Origin of the sequence: Agrobacterium sp. ST15.16.024 (assembly GCF_027956545.1) — a bacterium.
In the GTDB taxonomy this organism is placed as follows: Bacteria; Pseudomonadota; Alphaproteobacteria; order Rhizobiales; family Rhizobiaceae; genus Agrobacterium; species Agrobacterium cucumeris.
The window spans coordinates 115,619-132,462 of sequence record NZ_JAQKGO010000003.1 but is presented as its reverse complement, the minus strand read 5'-3'; the positions used below and the strand labels follow the sequence as shown (position 1 = coordinate 132,462).

The window sequence follows — 16,844 nt, the reverse complement described above, 5'->3', positions numbered from 1 at the left end:
GTCATGCTTGACGGCATGATGTTCGATTTTGCCTGTCTGCAAATTTCATCCCTGTGGGAGCGGCTGCTCGGCGCAATCGGCGACGCGGCAGGTGGTGCGCTTGGGCGCGTGGTTGAAGCCATCCGCACCCTCTTTGAGGGAGACCCGGAGACGCGGCGCAAGGTTTCCTTTTCCGTAGCGATTATCGCACTCTCCGCCAAGATGGCGAAGGCTGATGGCGTCGTCAACGACGCCGAGGTGCGTGCCTTCCGGCAAATCTTCGATTTTCCCGAAGAAGAAGCGCGAAACGTTGCCCGTCTTTACAATCTCGCCCGTCAGGACGTTGCCGGTTACGAAGCCTATGCCGAGCGGCTGGCCGGTCTCTGCGGTTCCGGGCACGACAATTGCGAGATGCTGGAAAGCGTCATCGACGGACTGTTCCATATCGCCAAGGCCGATGGGCTGATCCACGAGCGGGAACTGGCCTTCCTTGGCCGCATCGCCGAGATATTCCATATCACCGAAGACCACTTCGAAACGATCATGGCGCGGCATGTCCATATGGACGGGCGCGATCCTTATCGCGTGCTTGGCGTTTCGCCCTCGGACGACTTCCTGGATATTCGCAAGCGTTACCGTTCGCTGGTTGCCGAACACCATCCCGACAAGCTGATTGCACGCGGCGTGCCGATGGAATTGCATGCTGCCGCCAATGAGCGTATGGCGGCTCTCAATGCCGCCTATGCGGCCATCGAGAAAGAACGCCGCGTCGCATGAGTGAATGTCTGCCGGATTTTACCCCGGATTTTCCGGGCGCAGCCGTTGCGCCGTCGCCTAACCATGGCGAAAGACTCGATGTGGCCGGTCCCGATATCATTCTTCTGCATTATACCGGCATGACGACGGCGGACGGCGCACTGTCGTGGCTCCGCAACCCCGAAAGCCAGGTCTCCAGCCACTACTTCGTCTTCGAGGACGGCCGCGTCATCCAGATGGTGCCGGAAGGCCGTCGCGCCTGGCATGCGGGCAAAAGCACCTGGGCAGGGGATCAAGACATCAATTCCCGCTCCATCGGCATCGAAATCGCCAATCAGGGTCATCCCGGCGGCCTGCCGGAATTCCCTGGAAAACAGGTGGCTGCGGTCATCGAATTGTGTCGCGATTGCGGCCAGCGCTGGAATATCGCGCCTGAACGGGTGCTTGCCCATTCGGACGTAGCGCCTGTCCGCAAGGTCGATCCGGGCGAAAAATTCCCGTGGGACATCCTGTCGCAGAACGGCGTCGGCCACTGGGTGGAGCCTGCGCCGATCCGCGGCGGGCGCTTTTTCCAGCGCGGTGACCATGGGCAGCCGGTGGAAGCACTTCAGTCGATGCTGTCCATTTACGGATATGGCGTTGAAATAACAGGCGCTTACTGCGAAAAGACCGAAGGTGCCGTTGCTGCCTTCCAGCGGCATTTCCGCCCGACTCTGGTGGATGGCATCGCGGATTTTTCCACCATCGACACGCTTCACCGGTTGATTGCCAGCCTGCCGAAATTTTCGGCCGCCTGAACGCGAATTCTGGAAAATAGTTCCCTGTTTTCCGGGCGTTCAAGTCGCTTTTTTTGATGTGCCACAGTTAATCCGCATTGAGGAAGTTTAAGAGCAGCACTGCATGCGGTGTCGTTCTTCAGGGGAACCAGCCGTCAATATCAATCAAGGAGACTGGACTGCGGAAGGTCGCGATCGACTTTCCGGACGCTGAATATTTGTGTCGCTTCATTGGTTCAGTCATCCGATCTGGAGACTTTTTCTACATATGAACAGGGTTGTTGTTGCTGTTGCGGCGGGCGTTGTTATGCTCGCTTCACAGGCGGGGATTGCTTTTGCCAAAGACGAGGACGTGAAGACCAAAACCGTGACGCTGGAGACCTTCTTCCGCAAGCCCGGTTATCCCATTCCGGAAAAGAGTCTGCCTGCGTCGTTGAAGAACGACTATTCCGATCTGATCGTCAAATATGCCAAGCGTTATGGCGTTCCCACCAATCTGGCACATGCCGTGGTTTCGGTGGAAAGCAAGTTCAACCCCAAGGCTCGCGGCAGCGCAGGCGAGATCGGGCTGATGCAGATCAAGCCGGCAACAGCGCGCATGATGGGCTTTCGCGGCACGACAAAAGCGCTCTACGATCCCGAGACCAATATTCGCTGGGGCATGCAATATCTGGCGACCGCCCACCAGCTTGGCGGCGGGCAGGTGTGCAGCACGATCCTGCGTTACAATGCCGGCCATGGCGCCACACGGATGAACCCGGTGTCCAAGCGTTACTGCGGCAAGGTGCAGGCGCTGCTGGCCAGCTGAGGTCTGCGCGGATCTTTTCAGGAAGCATTTCCTGGAAAGGCGAAACCGATTTTTCCGCCTGGAAATCCGGCAACGCCCACGGCTTTTGCGAAAAGCGATTCCGGTTCGTGCGGGCATGCTGTAGTCAGGAATAAATCTGATACGGAGCATGTCATGCCGGATTTCAAATATATCGTGGTCGGGGCCGGGATGATGGGTGCGGCCGCGGCGCGGCACCTTTCGGCGCAAACGGATGGCGTTGCGCTGATCGGGCCCGCCGAGCCCGCCGATCGCAAGACCCATAAAGGCGTGTTTTCGAGCCACTACGACGAAGCGCGCATCACCCGTGGGTTTGACGGTGATCCGGTCTGGGCGGAACTGGCGCAACGTTCGATCCGCCGTTATGCGGAGATCGAAGCCAAAAGCGGCATCCGTTTCTTTACCGAATCGGGCTGCCTGTTCACCGGGAACGGCAAGGGGCTTGCCGGAGATTATGTGTCGCGGGCGCTCTCCTCTGCCAACCGTCTCGGTCTTGGCGTGGAAACGCTCGGCACCGACGCGCTGGCTGGCCGGTTTCCGATGTTCTCGCTGCCCGCCGATCACGGTGGCAGCTTCGAGGCCCGTAATGCCGGCCACATCAATCCCCGAGCCTTGGTAAAGGCGCAGTGCTCGATTGCCGGGGCGCAGGGTACGCATCTGGTGCGCGAGACCGCAGCGCATGTTCGCGATACCTCCCACGGTGTTGAGGTGGTAACGCGGGAAGGTACTGTTCATACCGCTGAAAAGGTCATCGTGGCCGCAGGCGGTTTCACCAACATGGCTGAGCTTTTGCCTTCCCCGGTCGACATGGCGGCCACTGGTCGCACCATTGTATTTTTCGAGCTGGATGAGGCAAGGCAGGCGATATTCGGCGCCATGCCATCGACCATCGTGCTGGCGGAGACGGAGGATGACATCGTCTACATCCTGCCGCCGGTGCGGTATCCCGATGGCAAGGTCTATCTGAAGATCGGCGGCGAAAGCGAGAAGGGCAGGCTTGAGACACTGGCCGAGGCGGTGGACTGGTTCCATTCCGACGGCACACCGGGTGAGGTGGAATTCCTGACGAGGAAGGCCCTGTCGCTGATGCCCGAACTTGCCGGCTGCCCCGTGACTTCCGGCTCCTGTGTCGCATCCATTACCCGCAGCGGTTATCCCTATATAGGCTATACACAATCCTCCAATATCGCAGTTCTGACGGGTGGCAATTTCGTTTCCGCCAAGTCTTCGGATGAGATCGGGCGGCTGGGCGCAGTGCTGCTTGCGAGTGGTCAACTGACCGAGGATGAATTCGCGGCCGAAATGTCGCCGGTTTTCGTCTGACATCCTTCTATTAAGCGGCTACAAGGTTGCTACTGAACAGGGCGGATGAAGAGGGCAGCATGTCGGGACATTTCAACTATATCGTCGTGGGTCGCGGCATGATGGGCGCCGCCGCCGCCCGCCATCTGGCGGAAACGGTGGATGGCGTGGCGCTGATCGGCCCCGGAGAACCTGCCGATATCAAATCACATCAGGGCGTTTTCGCCAGTCACTATGATGAAGCGCGGATTACCCGCACCATCGATGGTGATGCCGACTGGGCGCTGCTCGCCAACCGCTCGATTACGCGTTATGCCGATATTGCCGCGAGAAGCGGCGTGGAATTTTACGCGCCGGTCGGTTGCCTGATGGTGGGGCCTCAGCGGGGCGGCGACAATCCCTTTATCGATGATGTCTCCAAAGCGGCGTCGCGGCTCGGTGTTTCGACAGAATTGCTGGATGGCGAAAACCTGAAAAGCCGGTTTCCCTATTTCTCCTTTGAACCCGGTTGCGAAGGCGTCTTCGAAAGGGACAATGCCGGATACGTCAATCCACGTGCGCTGGTGAAGGCGCAGGCGGTTCTGGCGGAAAAGGCCGGCGTTACGCTGATCGACGATATCGTCGTCTCGACGCGGGAAGAGGATGGCCGGGCATCGGTGCGGACGACTTCCGGTGCGGTTTATACCGCAGACCGGGTGCTGGTGGCGGCCGGCGGTTTCTCGATCACGAAAGACCTGCTGCCGCAGCCGGTCGCGCTCAATGTCTATGCGCGGACCGTCGCCTTCTTCGAGATTGATGAAGCCGATCTTGGGCAATATGCGGCTATGCCGTCGCTGATCTACGAGCCGCGCGACACCACGAAACATATCTATCTTCTGCCGCCGGTGCGTTATCCCGATGGCAAGTTCTATCTGAAAATCGGCGGTGATCCCGACGACAAGGCGGTCGGCAGCGACCCGGAAATCCGGGAATGGTTCCGGTCCGGCGGACGTGAAAGCGTGCGGGATCATCTGTCGGCCATCGTCGAAACGCTGGTGCCTTCCGTCGATCTTTCGCGTGTGTCGATGGCCGCCTGCGTCGTCTCCAAAACCCGGAGTGGTTATCCCGCCATCGGTTTTACCGCCTCACCGCGTATCGCGGTTCTCACCGGCGGCAATGGCACCGCGGCGAAGAGTTCCGATGAGATCGGGCGGCTGGGTGCTGCACTGCTGCGGGATGGAAAAATCGCCGATCGTGCTTTCACGACGGATTTCACGCCGGCATTTCTTTGATCCTTGATTACGCTTTTCGGTGGCTTTCGCTCCGGAACATGGTTATGCAGCCCATGCCAGTTGGCCGGGCAGCCGCGCTTTACCAATGTCGAAAGACGGTAAGGTGAGGAAAGTCCGGGCTCCACGGAAATACGGTGCCGGATAACGTCCGGCGGGGGTGACCCCAGGGAAAGTGCCACAGAGAGCAAACCGCCATGCTTTGCATGGTAAGGGTGAAAGGGTGGGGTAAGAGCCCACCGCGCCGCTGGTGACAGTGGTGGCAAGGTAAACCCCACCGGGAGCAAGACCGAATAGGGATGACACGGGATGGGCGAAAGCCCGTTTACAGCCGGTTTCCGGGTCCGTCATCCGGGTGGGTTGCGAGAGGCGGCATGCAAATGCCGTCCCAGATGAATGGCTGCCACGTTCCGGGTCAAACCGGGGCCATACAGAACCCGGCTTACAGGCCAACTGGCGAATTTTCCTGTGTTTGTAATGTGGTTTGCGTGGCGAGGCGAGGATGCGCGACCTCGTCTGTTTCCTCGGTTTTGGCTGGCCTGATTATCAAAAACTGATAATATGTGTCTGACGAAAGGTGCTGCCATGCCATCCAGCTACAATATTGGTCCTCATTATGAAGGTCTTGTCCGCGCACTGGTGGAAAGTGGGCGCTATGCCAGCGCCAGTGAAGTCATGCGCGACAGCCTCCGTTTGCTCGAGCAGCGTGAGGAAATTCGCCAGATTGAAATTGCCCACCTCAAGAAGGCTTATGAAGACGGTATGGCAAGTGGTGAAGGCCGCGAAATCAAGGCCGATGCGTTTCTGGCCGAATTGAAAGCGGAAGCGCGTTCGCGTGGCTAAGTATATTTTCAGCCTCGGTGCTGAAGAAGATTTGCGCAAAATCTGGCGTGATATTGCCCATCGTAATGAACCGGCTGCAGATGCATTGCTGCGTCGAATCTTCGACAAGGTGGAGCTGGCCGCCGACCATCCTTTCATGGGCGCAAGCCGACCGGAGTTGAGCCCCACCGCGCGGATTTTGATCGAGGGGCGCTACATTATCATTTACGAACCCACGGCCTACGGCATCTTCATTGTCGCCATTGTCTATGGCCCTCGCGATTTGGACAATTGGCTGGATTAAGCGCGTATTTGGCATCGGCCTAGCCATTTCCTTGTTTCAAAAAAGAAAAACGCCAATTTCACCGCATTTTCTTGTGCCGTGAAAGCGCATCTGTGCGCCCGAAGTAAACCATTCGTTAAACTTAACGGCTTATGAATTTCCGATGCGAAGTCGGTATCGTGCCGGCTTCTCCCATTGACGCCCATAGTGTCCCATGATATCCCAAATACACACCACACTGGGTCGTGTTTTTGACCCGCAATCGCTGAAACGAGTGAGGAGCCTGCAAGGGGCTGCTGCAGGGCATGTTGCCCTGGCGCTTGGCGATGTGTCGTGCGTACCGGTGTTGTCTGTGGGGCGGATGGTTCGCCTGGCGGATTGCGGTTTGGGCGAGTTGAGTAATGGACCGCTTTTTATCGAACGTGACGAACAGGATCGACGCCAAGGGGCGCGTTTCGGTTCCGTCTCCGTTTCGTTCGGTGCTGGTGAGGCGCGGTATCCAGGAGCTTTATTGCCTTCAGGATTTCGCTTTCCCGGCAATCAGTATCGGCGGTCCGGATTTGCTGGAGCGCTACGAGCGGCAGATTGCATCGATGGATGCCTTCTCGCCGGAGGCGAACGCGATGTCGCTGCTGGTTCACGGCGGCGGTGTCTTCATGAAGCTCGACCAGGAAGGTCGGTTGATGGTGACGGATTTCGTGCGGGAATTTACCGGCATATCCACCGAGGTCACCTTCGTCGGACGGGCGGATCATTTTCAGCTTTGGCAACCGCAGGCGTTTTTGGGCGCGCAGGCGGAAGCAAGAGCGGGGCGCGGTTTTTCGGCTGCTCGCCCCGCATAGGACGGGGACACGGAATGGCGGCGAATTCTGGTGGGCGATCTTCTGATGCCGATGGCGGACCTCAGCGTCACATCCCTGTCCTGCTTCGCGAAGTTATCACCGCGCTTGAACCCGCATCCGGAAAGATCATCCTTGATGGCACTTTTGGTGCCGGCGGCTACACCCAGGCCATTCTCGATCAGGGTGCCAATGTCATCGCGCTCGACCGCGATCCGACCGCGATAGCTGGCGGTCAGGCGATGGTTGCCGCCAATGGCGGCAGGTTAAACCTCATTCAATCACAATTTTCCGATCTGGCGAGGCACGCGCCCGAGGGCGGCCTTGACGGCGTCGTACTTGATATCGGCGTTTCCTCCATGCAGATCGACGAGGCAGAGCGCGGCTTTTCCTTTCAGAAGAACGGTCCCCTTGATATGCGCATGTCCGCGTCCGGCGTTTCGGCGGCGGATGTCGTCAATCGTGCCAAGGTCGGCGATCTGATTCGTATTTTCGGTTTTCTCGGTGAGGAAAAGCAGCCGGGCCGCATTGCCCGCGCCATCGAGAAGAGGAGGGCGGAAGAGCCCTTCCGCACCACGCGTGATCTCGCCGGTCTCATCGAGATCGTCACGCCGCGCAAGGCGAAGGACAAGATTCATCCCGCGACTCGGGTGTTTCAGGCGCTTCGGGTTTTCGTCAATGATGAACTCGGCGAGTTGGCGCAGGCGCTTTTCGCTGCAGAGCGGTCCCTGAAGCCCGGTGGTCGCCTGGTTGTCGTCACGTTCCATTCGCTGGAAGACCGCATCGTCAAGAAATTCTTCTCCGACCGTTCCGGCAAGGCTGCCGGTTCCCGGCATCTGCCGATGGTCGAAGACAAGCCGGCCATTTTCGACAATATCGGCAAGCCGATGATCGCCGCCAGCGACGCGGAGGCGGAGCTCAATCCGCGTGCCCGTTCAGCCAAGCTGCGGGCCGGTCTGCGCACGACCGCGCCAGCGCGCGCGGCGGATTTTTCGATCTTCGAGCTTCCCGATCTCGCCAGCCTTGAAAAGATGGGAGGCTGATATGCTGCGCACTTTCGATGTCATCTTGATGGGGGTCATGGTTGCTGCGGCCGTCGTGACCTATTCGATCAAACACAAGGCCGATCTGAAGCTCGAAGAGGTCCGCAAGCTCGAGGCCGAAATCAAGCTCGAGAAGGATACGATCGATCTGTTGCGGGCCGACTGGGCGCTCCTGACGCAGCCGAATCGTCTGCATCGCCTCGTCAATGCCTATCAGGACGAGCTTGGCCTTTCGCCGACGCTGCCGACGCAATTGGCGCAGCCGCGTGAACTGCCCATGCTGCGCTCGCAATTGCCGCAGCCGCCTGAGCCGGAAGGCATGAGCGTCGAGGATGTGATTGCCGCCGCCGTCAACGGTTCCAAGCCGGGCGCGACGCTTGGCGCAGCCACCAAAAAGAAATCGCCGCCGGCAGGCCAGATAGCCGCCAATGGCGCCCCGGTTCCGACGCCGAGGGCCCGCGTTTCCCGTCCCCCAGCGGCTTCGGCCGTCTCCGCCGTCGCCGGTGATGAAACCGATGACATGGATGACACGATAACAGGATCGGTGAACCGCTGATGTCTTTTCTCTCCCGCGTCATGGTTTTGAAGAGCAAGGCTCATTTTTCCGCCAGCACCACCGGTGTTTATACCGATCATGCGGCTTTCGAGGGAGCCCGCAAGAAGCGTGCTGCCCAGGCGAAAAGCCGGGTTGGCCTGATCATTTTCGGTTTCGTGGCCTTTTATGCCGTCGTTGGTGGGCGTCTCGTACAATATGGCATGGCGGAACAGGAAACCGTTTCGAGCATCGCGCCCGCAGACCGGTTGATGGCGTCGCGCCCGGACCTTCTCGACCGCAATGGCGAGGTTCTCGCCACAGACATCCGCACCGTCTCGCTGTTTGCCGAGCCGCATCGCATCGTCGATATCGACGAGGCGATCGAGAAGCTGCGCACCGTTCTGCCTGATCTCGATCAGCGCGGCACCTATCAGAAGCTCACCTCCAATTCCCGTTTCCAGTGGCTGCGCCGTCAGTTGACGCCCAAGCAGCAGAGCCAGATTCTCGCACTCGGCATTCCCGGTGTGGGGTTCCGTCCGGAAAAACGCCGGTTCTATCCGGGTGGGCCAACGGCTGCCCATGTCGTCGGTCATGTGAACATCGACAATCGCGGCGTGGCGGGTATGGAGCGGTATGTCGACAATCAGGGACTTGCCGATCTGACGGCACTGGGCATGACCAGCGATCAACCGCTGGAGCCGGTAAAACTTTCGATCGATCTGCGCGTGCAGTCCATCGTGCGTGAGGTCGTAACCTCCGCGATCGCCAAATTCCAGGCAATCGGCGCCGGCGCCGTGGTGCTGGACGTGCATACGGGTGAAGTTCTCGCCATGGCCTCGGTGCCGGATTACGATCCGAACAACCCGGCCGAAGGTGCGAAGGAGGGCTGGCTCAACCGCATGTCGAACGGCACGTTCGAAATGGGATCGACCTTCAAGTCCTTCACCATCGCCATGGGCCTCGATTCGGGTCGTGTGCGTCTGGGTGACAGTTTCGATGCCCGTTATCCGATCCGGATCGGCGGTTTCACCATCAAGGACTTCCATGGCAAGAACCGCGTTTTGTCGGTGCCGGAAATCTTCCAGTTTTCGTCCAACATCGGTACGGCCAAGATCGCCGACACTGTCGGCACTGAAGGTCACAAGGAGTTTCTGACGAAGCTCGGGCTTTTGACCCGCATGCAGACCGAATTGCCTGAAGTGGCGCTGCCATCGCAGCCGCGTGAATGGAAGAAGATCAACTCCATCACCATTTCCTTCGGTCACGGTGTTTCGACGACGCCGCTGCAGACGGCGGTTGCCGGCGCGGCGCTCGTTAATGGCGGCAAGCTGATCGAGCCGACCTTCCTGCCGCGCACCCGCGAACAGGCGGATCTGGTGGCCAAGCAGGTTCTGAAACCCACCACCAGCAAGGACATGCGTTTCCTGTTCGAGTGGAATGGTGTGAACGGATCGGGCCGCAATGCGCGCGTCGACGGTTTCAATGTCGGCGGCAAGACCGGCACGGCGGACAAGGTAGTTAATGGCCGCTATGTCCGTGACAAGAACTTCAACGCCTTCCTGTCGGCTTTCCCGATCGACGACCCGCAATATGTGGTGTTGACCTTCATCGATGAACCGAAGACGGACAAGGGCAATGGCGCAGCACTCGCCGGCACCTCCGCAGCGCCGATGGTGCGCGATATCATCGCCCGCACCGCAGCGGTGCTGGGCGTGAAGCCGAAGTTCGGCAAGGATGGCTCGGCCTTGCTCGTGTCTTATTGATTGTTAGAGCTTATGATGTTCCGGCGATTCGCGCCGGGGGGACAAGACGGACACAGTCGATGAATTTGCGAGATATATCCGGAAACGCGTTTCCGGAATTGAATGAATTGCTCCTGTCTGAGATCGGGGCGATCGAAATCGGGGGAATAACCGCAGACAGCCGCAAGGCTGCGCCAGGCAGCCTGTTCGTGGCGGTGGCGGGAACCAAGGCGGATGGCGCGACCTATGTGAAGGACGCGGTCGCCAAGGGTGCGGTTGCGATCGTTTCCGCACATGCGGTGGAGGCCGATGTACCGGTTCTCGCTGTCACCGATCCGCGTCTCTATCTCTCCCTTGCCGCTGCCCGGTTCTACGGAAAACAGCCTGAAACCATGGTTGCTGTGACCGGCACGGCTGGAAAGACGTCCGTCGCCTCCTTCGTGCGGCAGATCTGGGCCTTTGCCGGCCATGCCGCCGCACAGATCGGCACGACGGGTGTCATTGCGCCCGGCCGCGAGGATTATGGCGCGCTGACGACACCCGACCCTGTGACATTGCATGCACTTCTGGCCGAGCTTGCCGACGAAGGCGTAACGCATGCGGCGATGGAGGCTTCGAGCCACGGCCTTGACCAGCGCCGCCTCGATGGCGTGAAGCTTGCAGCGGCCGGTTTCACCAATCTCGGCCGCGATCATATGGATTATCATCCGACCGTTGAGGACTATATGGCCGCGAAGATGCGGCTGTTCGATACGCTGATGAAAAAGGGTGCACCGGCAGTGATCTTCGCTGACGATCCCTGGTCGCAGCAGGCCATCCGCGCCGCTGGTGATGCGGGCCTTGATGTTCGCACTGTTGGCCGCAAGGGCGATTACCTGACGCTGAAACGGGTGGAGCATTTCCGTCATAAACAGATGATCGAAGTGCATCATGACGGCGTGATTCACGAAGTCGATATTCCGCTTGCCGGCGATTTTCAGGTGGCCAACGCGCTCGTGGCAGCCGGTCTCGCCATGTCCACGGGCGTTTCCGCCACTGTGGCGATGAAGGCGCTTGAAAAGCTGATCGGTGCGGCCGGTCGTCTGGAACTCGTAGGCCAGACGAAAAACGGGGCGCTTGCCTATGTGGATTATGCCCACAAGCCGGATGCGCTGGAAAATGTGCTGACCTCAGTAAGACCCTTCACCTCCGGCCGTATCATCACCGTCTTCGGCTGTGGCGGTGACCGTGACAAGGGCAAGCGCTCGATCATGGGTGAGGTTGCAACGCGGCTTTCTGACATCGTCATCGTCACCGATGACAATCCGCGCTCGGAAGATGCCGCAACGATCCGTTCCGAGGTCATGGCGGCGGCGCCGGGTGCCATGGAAATCGGCGACAGATCGCAGGCGATCCACCATGCGGTGTCGCTGCTTTCAAATGGCGATACGCTGATCGTCGCGGGCAAGGGGCATGAAGAGGGGCAGATCGTCGGTTCTGTGACGCTGCCGTTTTCCGATCATGAACAGGTGCGCGCTGCGCTGGAAGGATTGAAGATTTGAGCTGGTTATGGACAGTCGCCGACATGATCGCCATCACGGCAGGACGCCCGGTGGGCAACCTGCCGACCGGAATCACCGGCATTTCCATCGACAGCCGGACCGTTAAACCCGGAGAGGCCTTCTTCGCCATCAAGGGTGATCGGGTCGACGGCCATGATTATACCAGCTTTGCCGTTGCCAATGGCGCCGGTCTTCTGGTGGTGGCCGAAGGCAAGCTGCCGGCTCTCGGCCGGCTGACCGTGCCGATGATCGTGGTGGAGGATGTTCTCGCCGCACTCGGCAAGCTCGCCATTGCAGCACGGGAAAGAACCTCGGCGCGCATCATCGCGGTGACCGGCTCGGTCGGCAAGACGACGACGAAGGAGATGCTGCGGCAGGCTCTGGAGCCGTCGGGTCGGGTTCACGCGGCGGTCGCTTCCTTCAACAACCATTGGGGCGTGCCGCTGACGCTGGCGCGCATGCCCGCCGATACCGAATTTGGTGTGTTCGAAATCGGCATGAACCATTCCGGCGAAATCCGGCCGCTGGTGAAGATGGTGCGCCCGCATGTGGCGATTATCACCACCATCGCTGCCGCCCATCTCGGCAATTTCAAGAACATCGAAGAGATCGCTGCTGCCAAGGCGGAGATATTCGAAGGTCTGGAGGAGGGCGGCTCCGTCATCCTCAACCGCGACAATGCCCAGTTCGAGCAGCTTGAAGAGGTCGCACAGGAGCAGGGCATAGAGCATGTTCTGACCTTCGGGCAGCATGCGAAAGCCGATTTCCGGCTAGCCGATTTCGAAAGCACACCGTCGGGTTCAACCATCTGGGCGATCCTGAACGGCGAGACCAGCGAATTGCACCTGAACGTTCCCGGTCGTCACATCGCCGATAATGCCATGGCCGTGCTTGGCGCTGTTGCCGTGACCGGCGCCAATCTCGACCGTGCTTTTGAAGCGCTTGGAACACTCGAAGCGGTGAAGGGGCGCGGCCAGCGCCACCGCCTGACGATCGACGGCGGCTCCTTCCTGCTCATCGACGAGAGCTATAATGCCAACCCGGCTTCCATGCGGGCGGCGATTGCCGTGCTGGCGGAAACCGAAACGCAGGGCCACGGCCGACGCGTTGCAGTTCTCGGCGACATGCTGGAAATGGGTGAATTTTCCGCGCAGCTGCATGAAGAGCTGGCCGGGCCGCTGCTTGCGGCGGGTATCGAACATGTCTGGCTGGCGGGAGAGGCGATGGCCGCTCTTCGCGATGCGTTGCCGGACAGCGTCACCGTCATCTGGTTCCCGACGACGGCGGAACTCACCGATTTCGCCCTGCAATGGGTGCAACCGGGAGACGCGCTCATGGTAAAATCGTCACTGGGGCTTGGTTTCGGCAAGATTGTCGCCGCCCTGCTTGACAAGTATCCGGCATTCCCCGAGACGGAACGCCAAGTCTGAAATAGCCTTTTGAAAGGGCAAATATGCTGATCTGGCTCGTCGAACTGTCGGATAAAGTTCAAGTCTTCAACCTCTTCCGGTACATCACCTTGCGGGCGGGCGCCGCAATGTTCACCTCTGCGTTGATCGTCTTCCTGTTCGGACCGGCAATCATCAACTCGCTGCGCGTTCGCCAGGGCAAAGGCCAGCCGATCCGCGCCGATGGGCCGCAGACCCATTTCAAGAAGGCCGGTACGCCGACCATGGGCGGGCTGATGATCCTTGCGGGTATTCTCGGTGGTTCGCTGCTCTGGGGTGACCTGTCGAATGTCTATGTCGTCGCCGTTTTGATGGTGACGCTCGGTTTCGGCGCAATCGGCTTTTACGACGATTATCTCAAGGTGACGAAGCAGAGCGACAAGGGTTTTTCCGGCAAGGCCCGTCTCGGCATCGAATTCGTGATTGCGGCGATTGCCGTGTTTTTCATGATGAAGATGGCGCTCGCCTCCGCACCGCATGGCGGCACGCTCGGCAGCTCCATCGCCTTTCCTTTCTTCAAGGAATTCGTGATCAATCTGAGCTACTTCTTCGTGCTGTTCGGTGCTTTTGTCATCGTCGGTGCCGGCAATGCGGTGAACCTGACGGATGGCCTCGATGGTCTCGCCATCGTGCCGGTCATGATCGCTGCCGCTACCTTTGGCGTGATTGCCTATCTCGCCGGTAACGCGGTGTTTGCCAACTACCTGCAGATCAATTTCGTGCCCGGCACCGGCGAACTTGCGGTCATCGTCGGTGCGGTCATCGGCGCGGGCCTCGGTTTCCTGTGGTTCAATGCGCCGCCCGCCGCCATCTTCATGGGCGACACGGGTTCGCTGGCGCTTGGTGGTCTTATCGGCTCCATCGCAGTTGCCACCAAGCATGAGATCGTCATGGTCATCGTCGGCGGCCTGTTCGTCATGGAGACGCTGTCGGTCATCATCCAGGTTTTCTGGTTCAAGCGCACCGGCCGGCGCGTCTTCCTCATGGCGCCGATCCATCACCATTTCGAGAAAAAAGGCTGGACGGAAAGCCAGGTGGTCATCCGTTTCTGGATCATCTCCGTGGGTCTCGCGCTGCTTGGCCTCGCCACCCTGAAGCTGAGGTGAGCGATGATCCCGGTCACGTCGTTCAAAGGTAAGAAAGTCGCCCTTTTCGGGCTTGGCGGTTCAGGTCTTGTCACGGCCAGGGCGCTGGTTGCCGGTGGTGCGGAAGTCGTCGCTTTCGACGACAATCCTGACAGCGTTGCCAAGGCTGAGGCCGAGGGCATCGTAACGGCGGACCTTCGAACGATAGACTGGCCCTCGTTTTCTTCCTTCGTGCTGGCGCCCGGCGTGCCTCTGACACATCCAAAGCCGCACTGGTCTGTAGACCTTGCGAAAGCAGCGGGCGTCGAGGTCATCGGCGATATCGAGCTTTTCATTCGCGAACGTCGTGCCCATGCGCCGGATTGCCCGTTTATCGCGATTACCGGCACCAACGGCAAATCCACGACGACGGCGCTGATCGCCCATATTCTCAAGGCCTCCGGCCGCGATACGCAGCTCGGCGGCAATATCGGCACGGCGGTGCTGAGCCTCGATCCGCCGAAAGCGCAACGTTTTTACGTGGTCGAATGCTCGTCCTACCAGATCGATCTGGCACCGACGATCAATCCGACTGCCGGTATCCTGCTCAATCTGACGCCTGACCATCTCGACCGGCATGGCACCATGCAGCATTATGCCGACGTCAAGGAGCGGCTGGTCGCTGGCAGCAACACTGCGATCGTCGGCGTGGATGACAGCCATTCGACGCTGATTGCCGACCGTATCGAGCGCGCCGGCGTCAAGGTGGAGCGCATTTCCAAGCGCAACATCGTTTCCGAAGGTCTTTATGCAGAAGGCAGCCGCATCCTGCGGGCACATGGCGGCACGTCTTCGCTGCTGGTCGATCTCGACGGTATCCAGACGCTTCGTGGCAGCCACAATGCGCAGAACGCGGCGGCGGCAATCGCTGCCTGCCTTGCTGTCGGGGTTTCCGAAGACGAGGTTCGCGCCGGTCTCAAGTCGTTCCCCGGCCTCAAGCATCGCATGCAGCCGGTCGGCCGGCGCGGTAACGTCACCTTCGTCAATGACAGCAAGGCGACCAATGCCGATGCCGCGGCACCTGCGCTTTCGAGCTATGAGCGGATTTACTGGATCGCCGGCGGTCTTCCCAAGGCGGGAGGCATAACCAGCCTGTCGCCGCTGTTTCCTCACATCGCCAAAGCCTATCTGATCGGTGAAGCGGCGGCGGAATTTGCCGCGACGCTTGGCGAGGCCGTGCCTTATGAAATATCCGGCACGCTGGACAAGGCAGTGCAGCATGCGGCAGCCGATGCGGAAAAAGATGCGACGGCCGGCAATGTCGTGATGTTATCCCCGGCTTGCGCAAGCTTCGATCAATATAAGAACTTTGAAATCAGAGGTGATTCGTTCGTCGCGCAGGTCGCGGCGCTCGACGGCATGACGATGCTCGTTCACTCTGGAAAAGGGGGCTGAAGGCCATGGTAAGCCGAGTTGATCGCGGTCCGGTCGCAGAGTGGTTCTGGACTATCGACCGTTTCTTTCTGGCGGCGTTCGTCGCACTGATGGGCATCGGCCTGATGCTGTCCTTTGCGGCGTCGCCTGCGGTTGCCGAGCGTATCGGTCTCAACAGCTTCTTCTTCGTCGAACGTCAGGCGATGTTCATGGTGCCGTCGCTGGCGATCATGGTCGGCCTTTCCTTCCTGTCGCCCCGTCAGGTCAGGCGTGTTGCGGTCATCATGCTGATCGCTTCGCTGTTGATGATGATCTTCGCGCTATTCTTCGGCATCGAGGTCAAGGGTGCACGACGGTGGATTTCCATCGGCACCTTCTCGATCCAGCCGTCGGAATTCATGAAGCCTGCCTTTGTGATCGTCTGCGCCTGGCTGTTCGCCGAACGGGCGCGCCATCCTGAAATTCCCGGCAATCTCTTCGCCATCATCACTTTCGGCATCGTGGCGGCACTCCTGATCGCCCAGCCGGACTTCGGCCAGACGATCCTGACCTCGGTTGTCTGGGGCGGCATGTTCTTCATGGCCGGCGTGCCGTGGTTCTGGATCATCATGCTCGGTGGCGTCGGCGTCGGCGGCATCATTTCCGCCTATCTGATGTTGCCACACGTCGCCGGCCGTATCGACCGCTTCTGGACCGGCGAAGGCGATACGTTCCAGGTGGATACGGCGCGTGAGGCGATCATTCGCGGCGACTGGTTCGGGCGCGGCCCGGGCGAAGGCATCGTCAAGCGCATCATTCCCGACAGCCATACCGACTTCATCTTCTCGGTTGCGGCTGAAGAATTCGGCATCGTGTTCTGCATGTTCCTCGTTGCGATCTTCGCCTTCATCGTGCTGCGCGGCCTGTCGCACGCCTTCAAGGAAAAGGATGATTTCTGCCGCTTCGCGGTGGCTGGTCTGGTGCTGCAGATTGGCATGCAGTCGATGATCAATATTGGCGTTAATCTGGAGCTGATGCCCGCCAAGGGCATGACGCTGCCTTTGATTTCCTATGGTGGTTCGTCGATGATGGCGATCTGCGTCACGGCTGGCTTCCTTCTGGCGCTGACACGCCACAGACCTGAAAAGCGGGCGCAGGAGCGCAGCTTCTTCCGCGTCGGTTCCGGCGTTCCAGCGGAGTAAACGAT

The 16,844-nt window shown here is 59.7% G+C and carries 16 protein-coding genes and 1 other RNA gene; all 17 read left to right on the top strand.

Features of this window, described 5'->3' with window-relative positions:
• Nucleotides 1–15 precede the first annotated feature (15 nt).
• Nucleotides 16–756 (top strand): J domain-containing protein, encoded by a 741-nt coding sequence (locus PL640_RS12585; protein WP_035220735.1) that lies wholly within the window; start codon nt 16–18, stop codon nt 754–756.
• Nucleotides 753–1,532: an N-acetylmuramoyl-L-alanine amidase gene (locus PL640_RS12580; protein WP_271362174.1), complete on the top strand. Its 780-nt coding sequence runs from the start codon at nt 753–755 to the stop codon at nt 1,530–1,532. Before PL640_RS12585 ends, PL640_RS12580 begins: the two co-directional genes overlap by 4 nt.
• Nucleotides 1,533–1,779: 247 nt before the next feature.
• Nucleotides 1,780–2,319 carry a lytic transglycosylase domain-containing protein gene (locus tag PL640_RS12575; RefSeq protein ID WP_271362173.1) on the top strand — a complete coding sequence of 180 codons (540 nt, stop codon included), beginning with the start codon at nt 1,780–1,782 and terminating at the stop codon, nt 2,317–2,319.
• Between the two features lie 153 nt (nt 2,320–2,472).
• A complete protein-coding gene (locus PL640_RS12570) occupies nt 2,473–3,660 on the top strand; it encodes an FAD-dependent oxidoreductase (protein WP_271362172.1) in 1,188 nt (395 codons plus the stop codon).
• A 59-nt stretch (nt 3,661–3,719) separates the two neighbouring features.
• Complete coding sequence (locus PL640_RS12565) at nt 3,720–4,910, top strand: NAD(P)/FAD-dependent oxidoreductase (RefSeq protein WP_271362171.1); 1,191 nt, start codon at nt 3,720–3,722, stop codon at nt 4,908–4,910.
• Nucleotides 4,911–4,966: 56 nt separating this feature from the next.
• Nucleotides 4,967–5,368: RNase P RNA component class A (gene rnpB, locus PL640_RS12560), an RNA gene on the top strand.
• A gap of 124 nt (nt 5,369–5,492) precedes the next feature.
• Nucleotides 5,493–5,750, top strand: a complete 258-nt coding sequence (locus tag PL640_RS12555) for a type II toxin-antitoxin system ParD family antitoxin (RefSeq protein ID WP_271362170.1) — start codon at nt 5,493–5,495, stop codon at nt 5,748–5,750.
• Complete coding sequence (locus PL640_RS12550; RefSeq protein ID WP_271362169.1) at nt 5,743–6,033, top strand: type II toxin-antitoxin system RelE/ParE family toxin; 291 nt, start codon at nt 5,743–5,745, stop codon at nt 6,031–6,033. Before PL640_RS12555 ends, PL640_RS12550 begins: the two co-directional genes overlap by 8 nt.
• A gap of 380 nt (nt 6,034–6,413) precedes the next feature.
• Nucleotides 6,414–6,854: a division/cell wall cluster transcriptional repressor MraZ gene (gene mraZ, locus PL640_RS12545; protein ID WP_110760178.1), complete on the top strand. Its 441-nt coding sequence runs from the start codon at nt 6,414–6,416 to the stop codon at nt 6,852–6,854.
• Nucleotides 6,855–6,868: 14 nt separating this feature from the next.
• Complete coding sequence (gene rsmH, locus PL640_RS12540) at nt 6,869–7,894, top strand: 16S rRNA (cytosine(1402)-N(4))-methyltransferase RsmH (RefSeq protein ID WP_271362168.1); 1,026 nt, start codon at nt 6,869–6,871, stop codon at nt 7,892–7,894.
• Nucleotide 7,895: 1 nt separating this feature from the next.
• A complete protein-coding gene (gene ftsL, locus PL640_RS12535) occupies nt 7,896–8,450 on the top strand; it encodes a cell division protein FtsL (protein WP_271362167.1) in 555 nt (184 codons plus the stop codon).
• The gene (locus PL640_RS12530; protein WP_142840277.1) at nt 8,450–10,192 is read left to right on the top strand and encodes a peptidoglycan D,D-transpeptidase FtsI family protein; all 1,743 of its coding nucleotides are present in this window, start codon (nt 8,450–8,452) and stop codon (nt 10,190–10,192) included. Before ftsL ends, PL640_RS12530 begins: the two co-directional genes overlap by 1 nt.
• A gap of 59 nt (nt 10,193–10,251) precedes the next feature.
• Entirely contained in the window at nt 10,252–11,712 is a 1,461-nt protein-coding gene (locus PL640_RS12525) for a UDP-N-acetylmuramoyl-L-alanyl-D-glutamate--2,6-diaminopimelate ligase (protein WP_271362166.1), read from the top strand.
• A complete protein-coding gene (locus tag PL640_RS12520; RefSeq protein ID WP_142840275.1) occupies nt 11,709–13,142 on the top strand; it encodes a UDP-N-acetylmuramoylalanyl-D-glutamyl-2,6-diaminopimelate--D-alanyl-D-alanine ligase in 1,434 nt (477 codons plus the stop codon). The genes PL640_RS12525 and PL640_RS12520 overlap by 4 nt, the downstream gene beginning before the upstream one ends.
• 23 nt (nt 13,143–13,165) lie before the next feature.
• Nucleotides 13,166–14,266, top strand: a complete 1,101-nt coding sequence (gene mraY, locus PL640_RS12515) for a phospho-N-acetylmuramoyl-pentapeptide-transferase (protein WP_271362165.1) — start codon at nt 13,166–13,168, stop codon at nt 14,264–14,266.
• A gap of 3 nt (nt 14,267–14,269) precedes the next feature.
• A complete protein-coding gene (gene murD, locus PL640_RS12510; RefSeq protein WP_271362164.1) occupies nt 14,270–15,679 on the top strand; it encodes a UDP-N-acetylmuramoyl-L-alanine--D-glutamate ligase in 1,410 nt (469 codons plus the stop codon).
• Nucleotides 15,680–15,684: 5 nt separating this feature from the next.
• A complete protein-coding gene (gene ftsW / locus PL640_RS12505; RefSeq protein ID WP_142840273.1) occupies nt 15,685–16,839 on the top strand; it encodes a putative lipid II flippase FtsW in 1,155 nt (384 codons plus the stop codon).
• Nucleotides 16,840–16,844 lie beyond the last annotated feature (5 nt).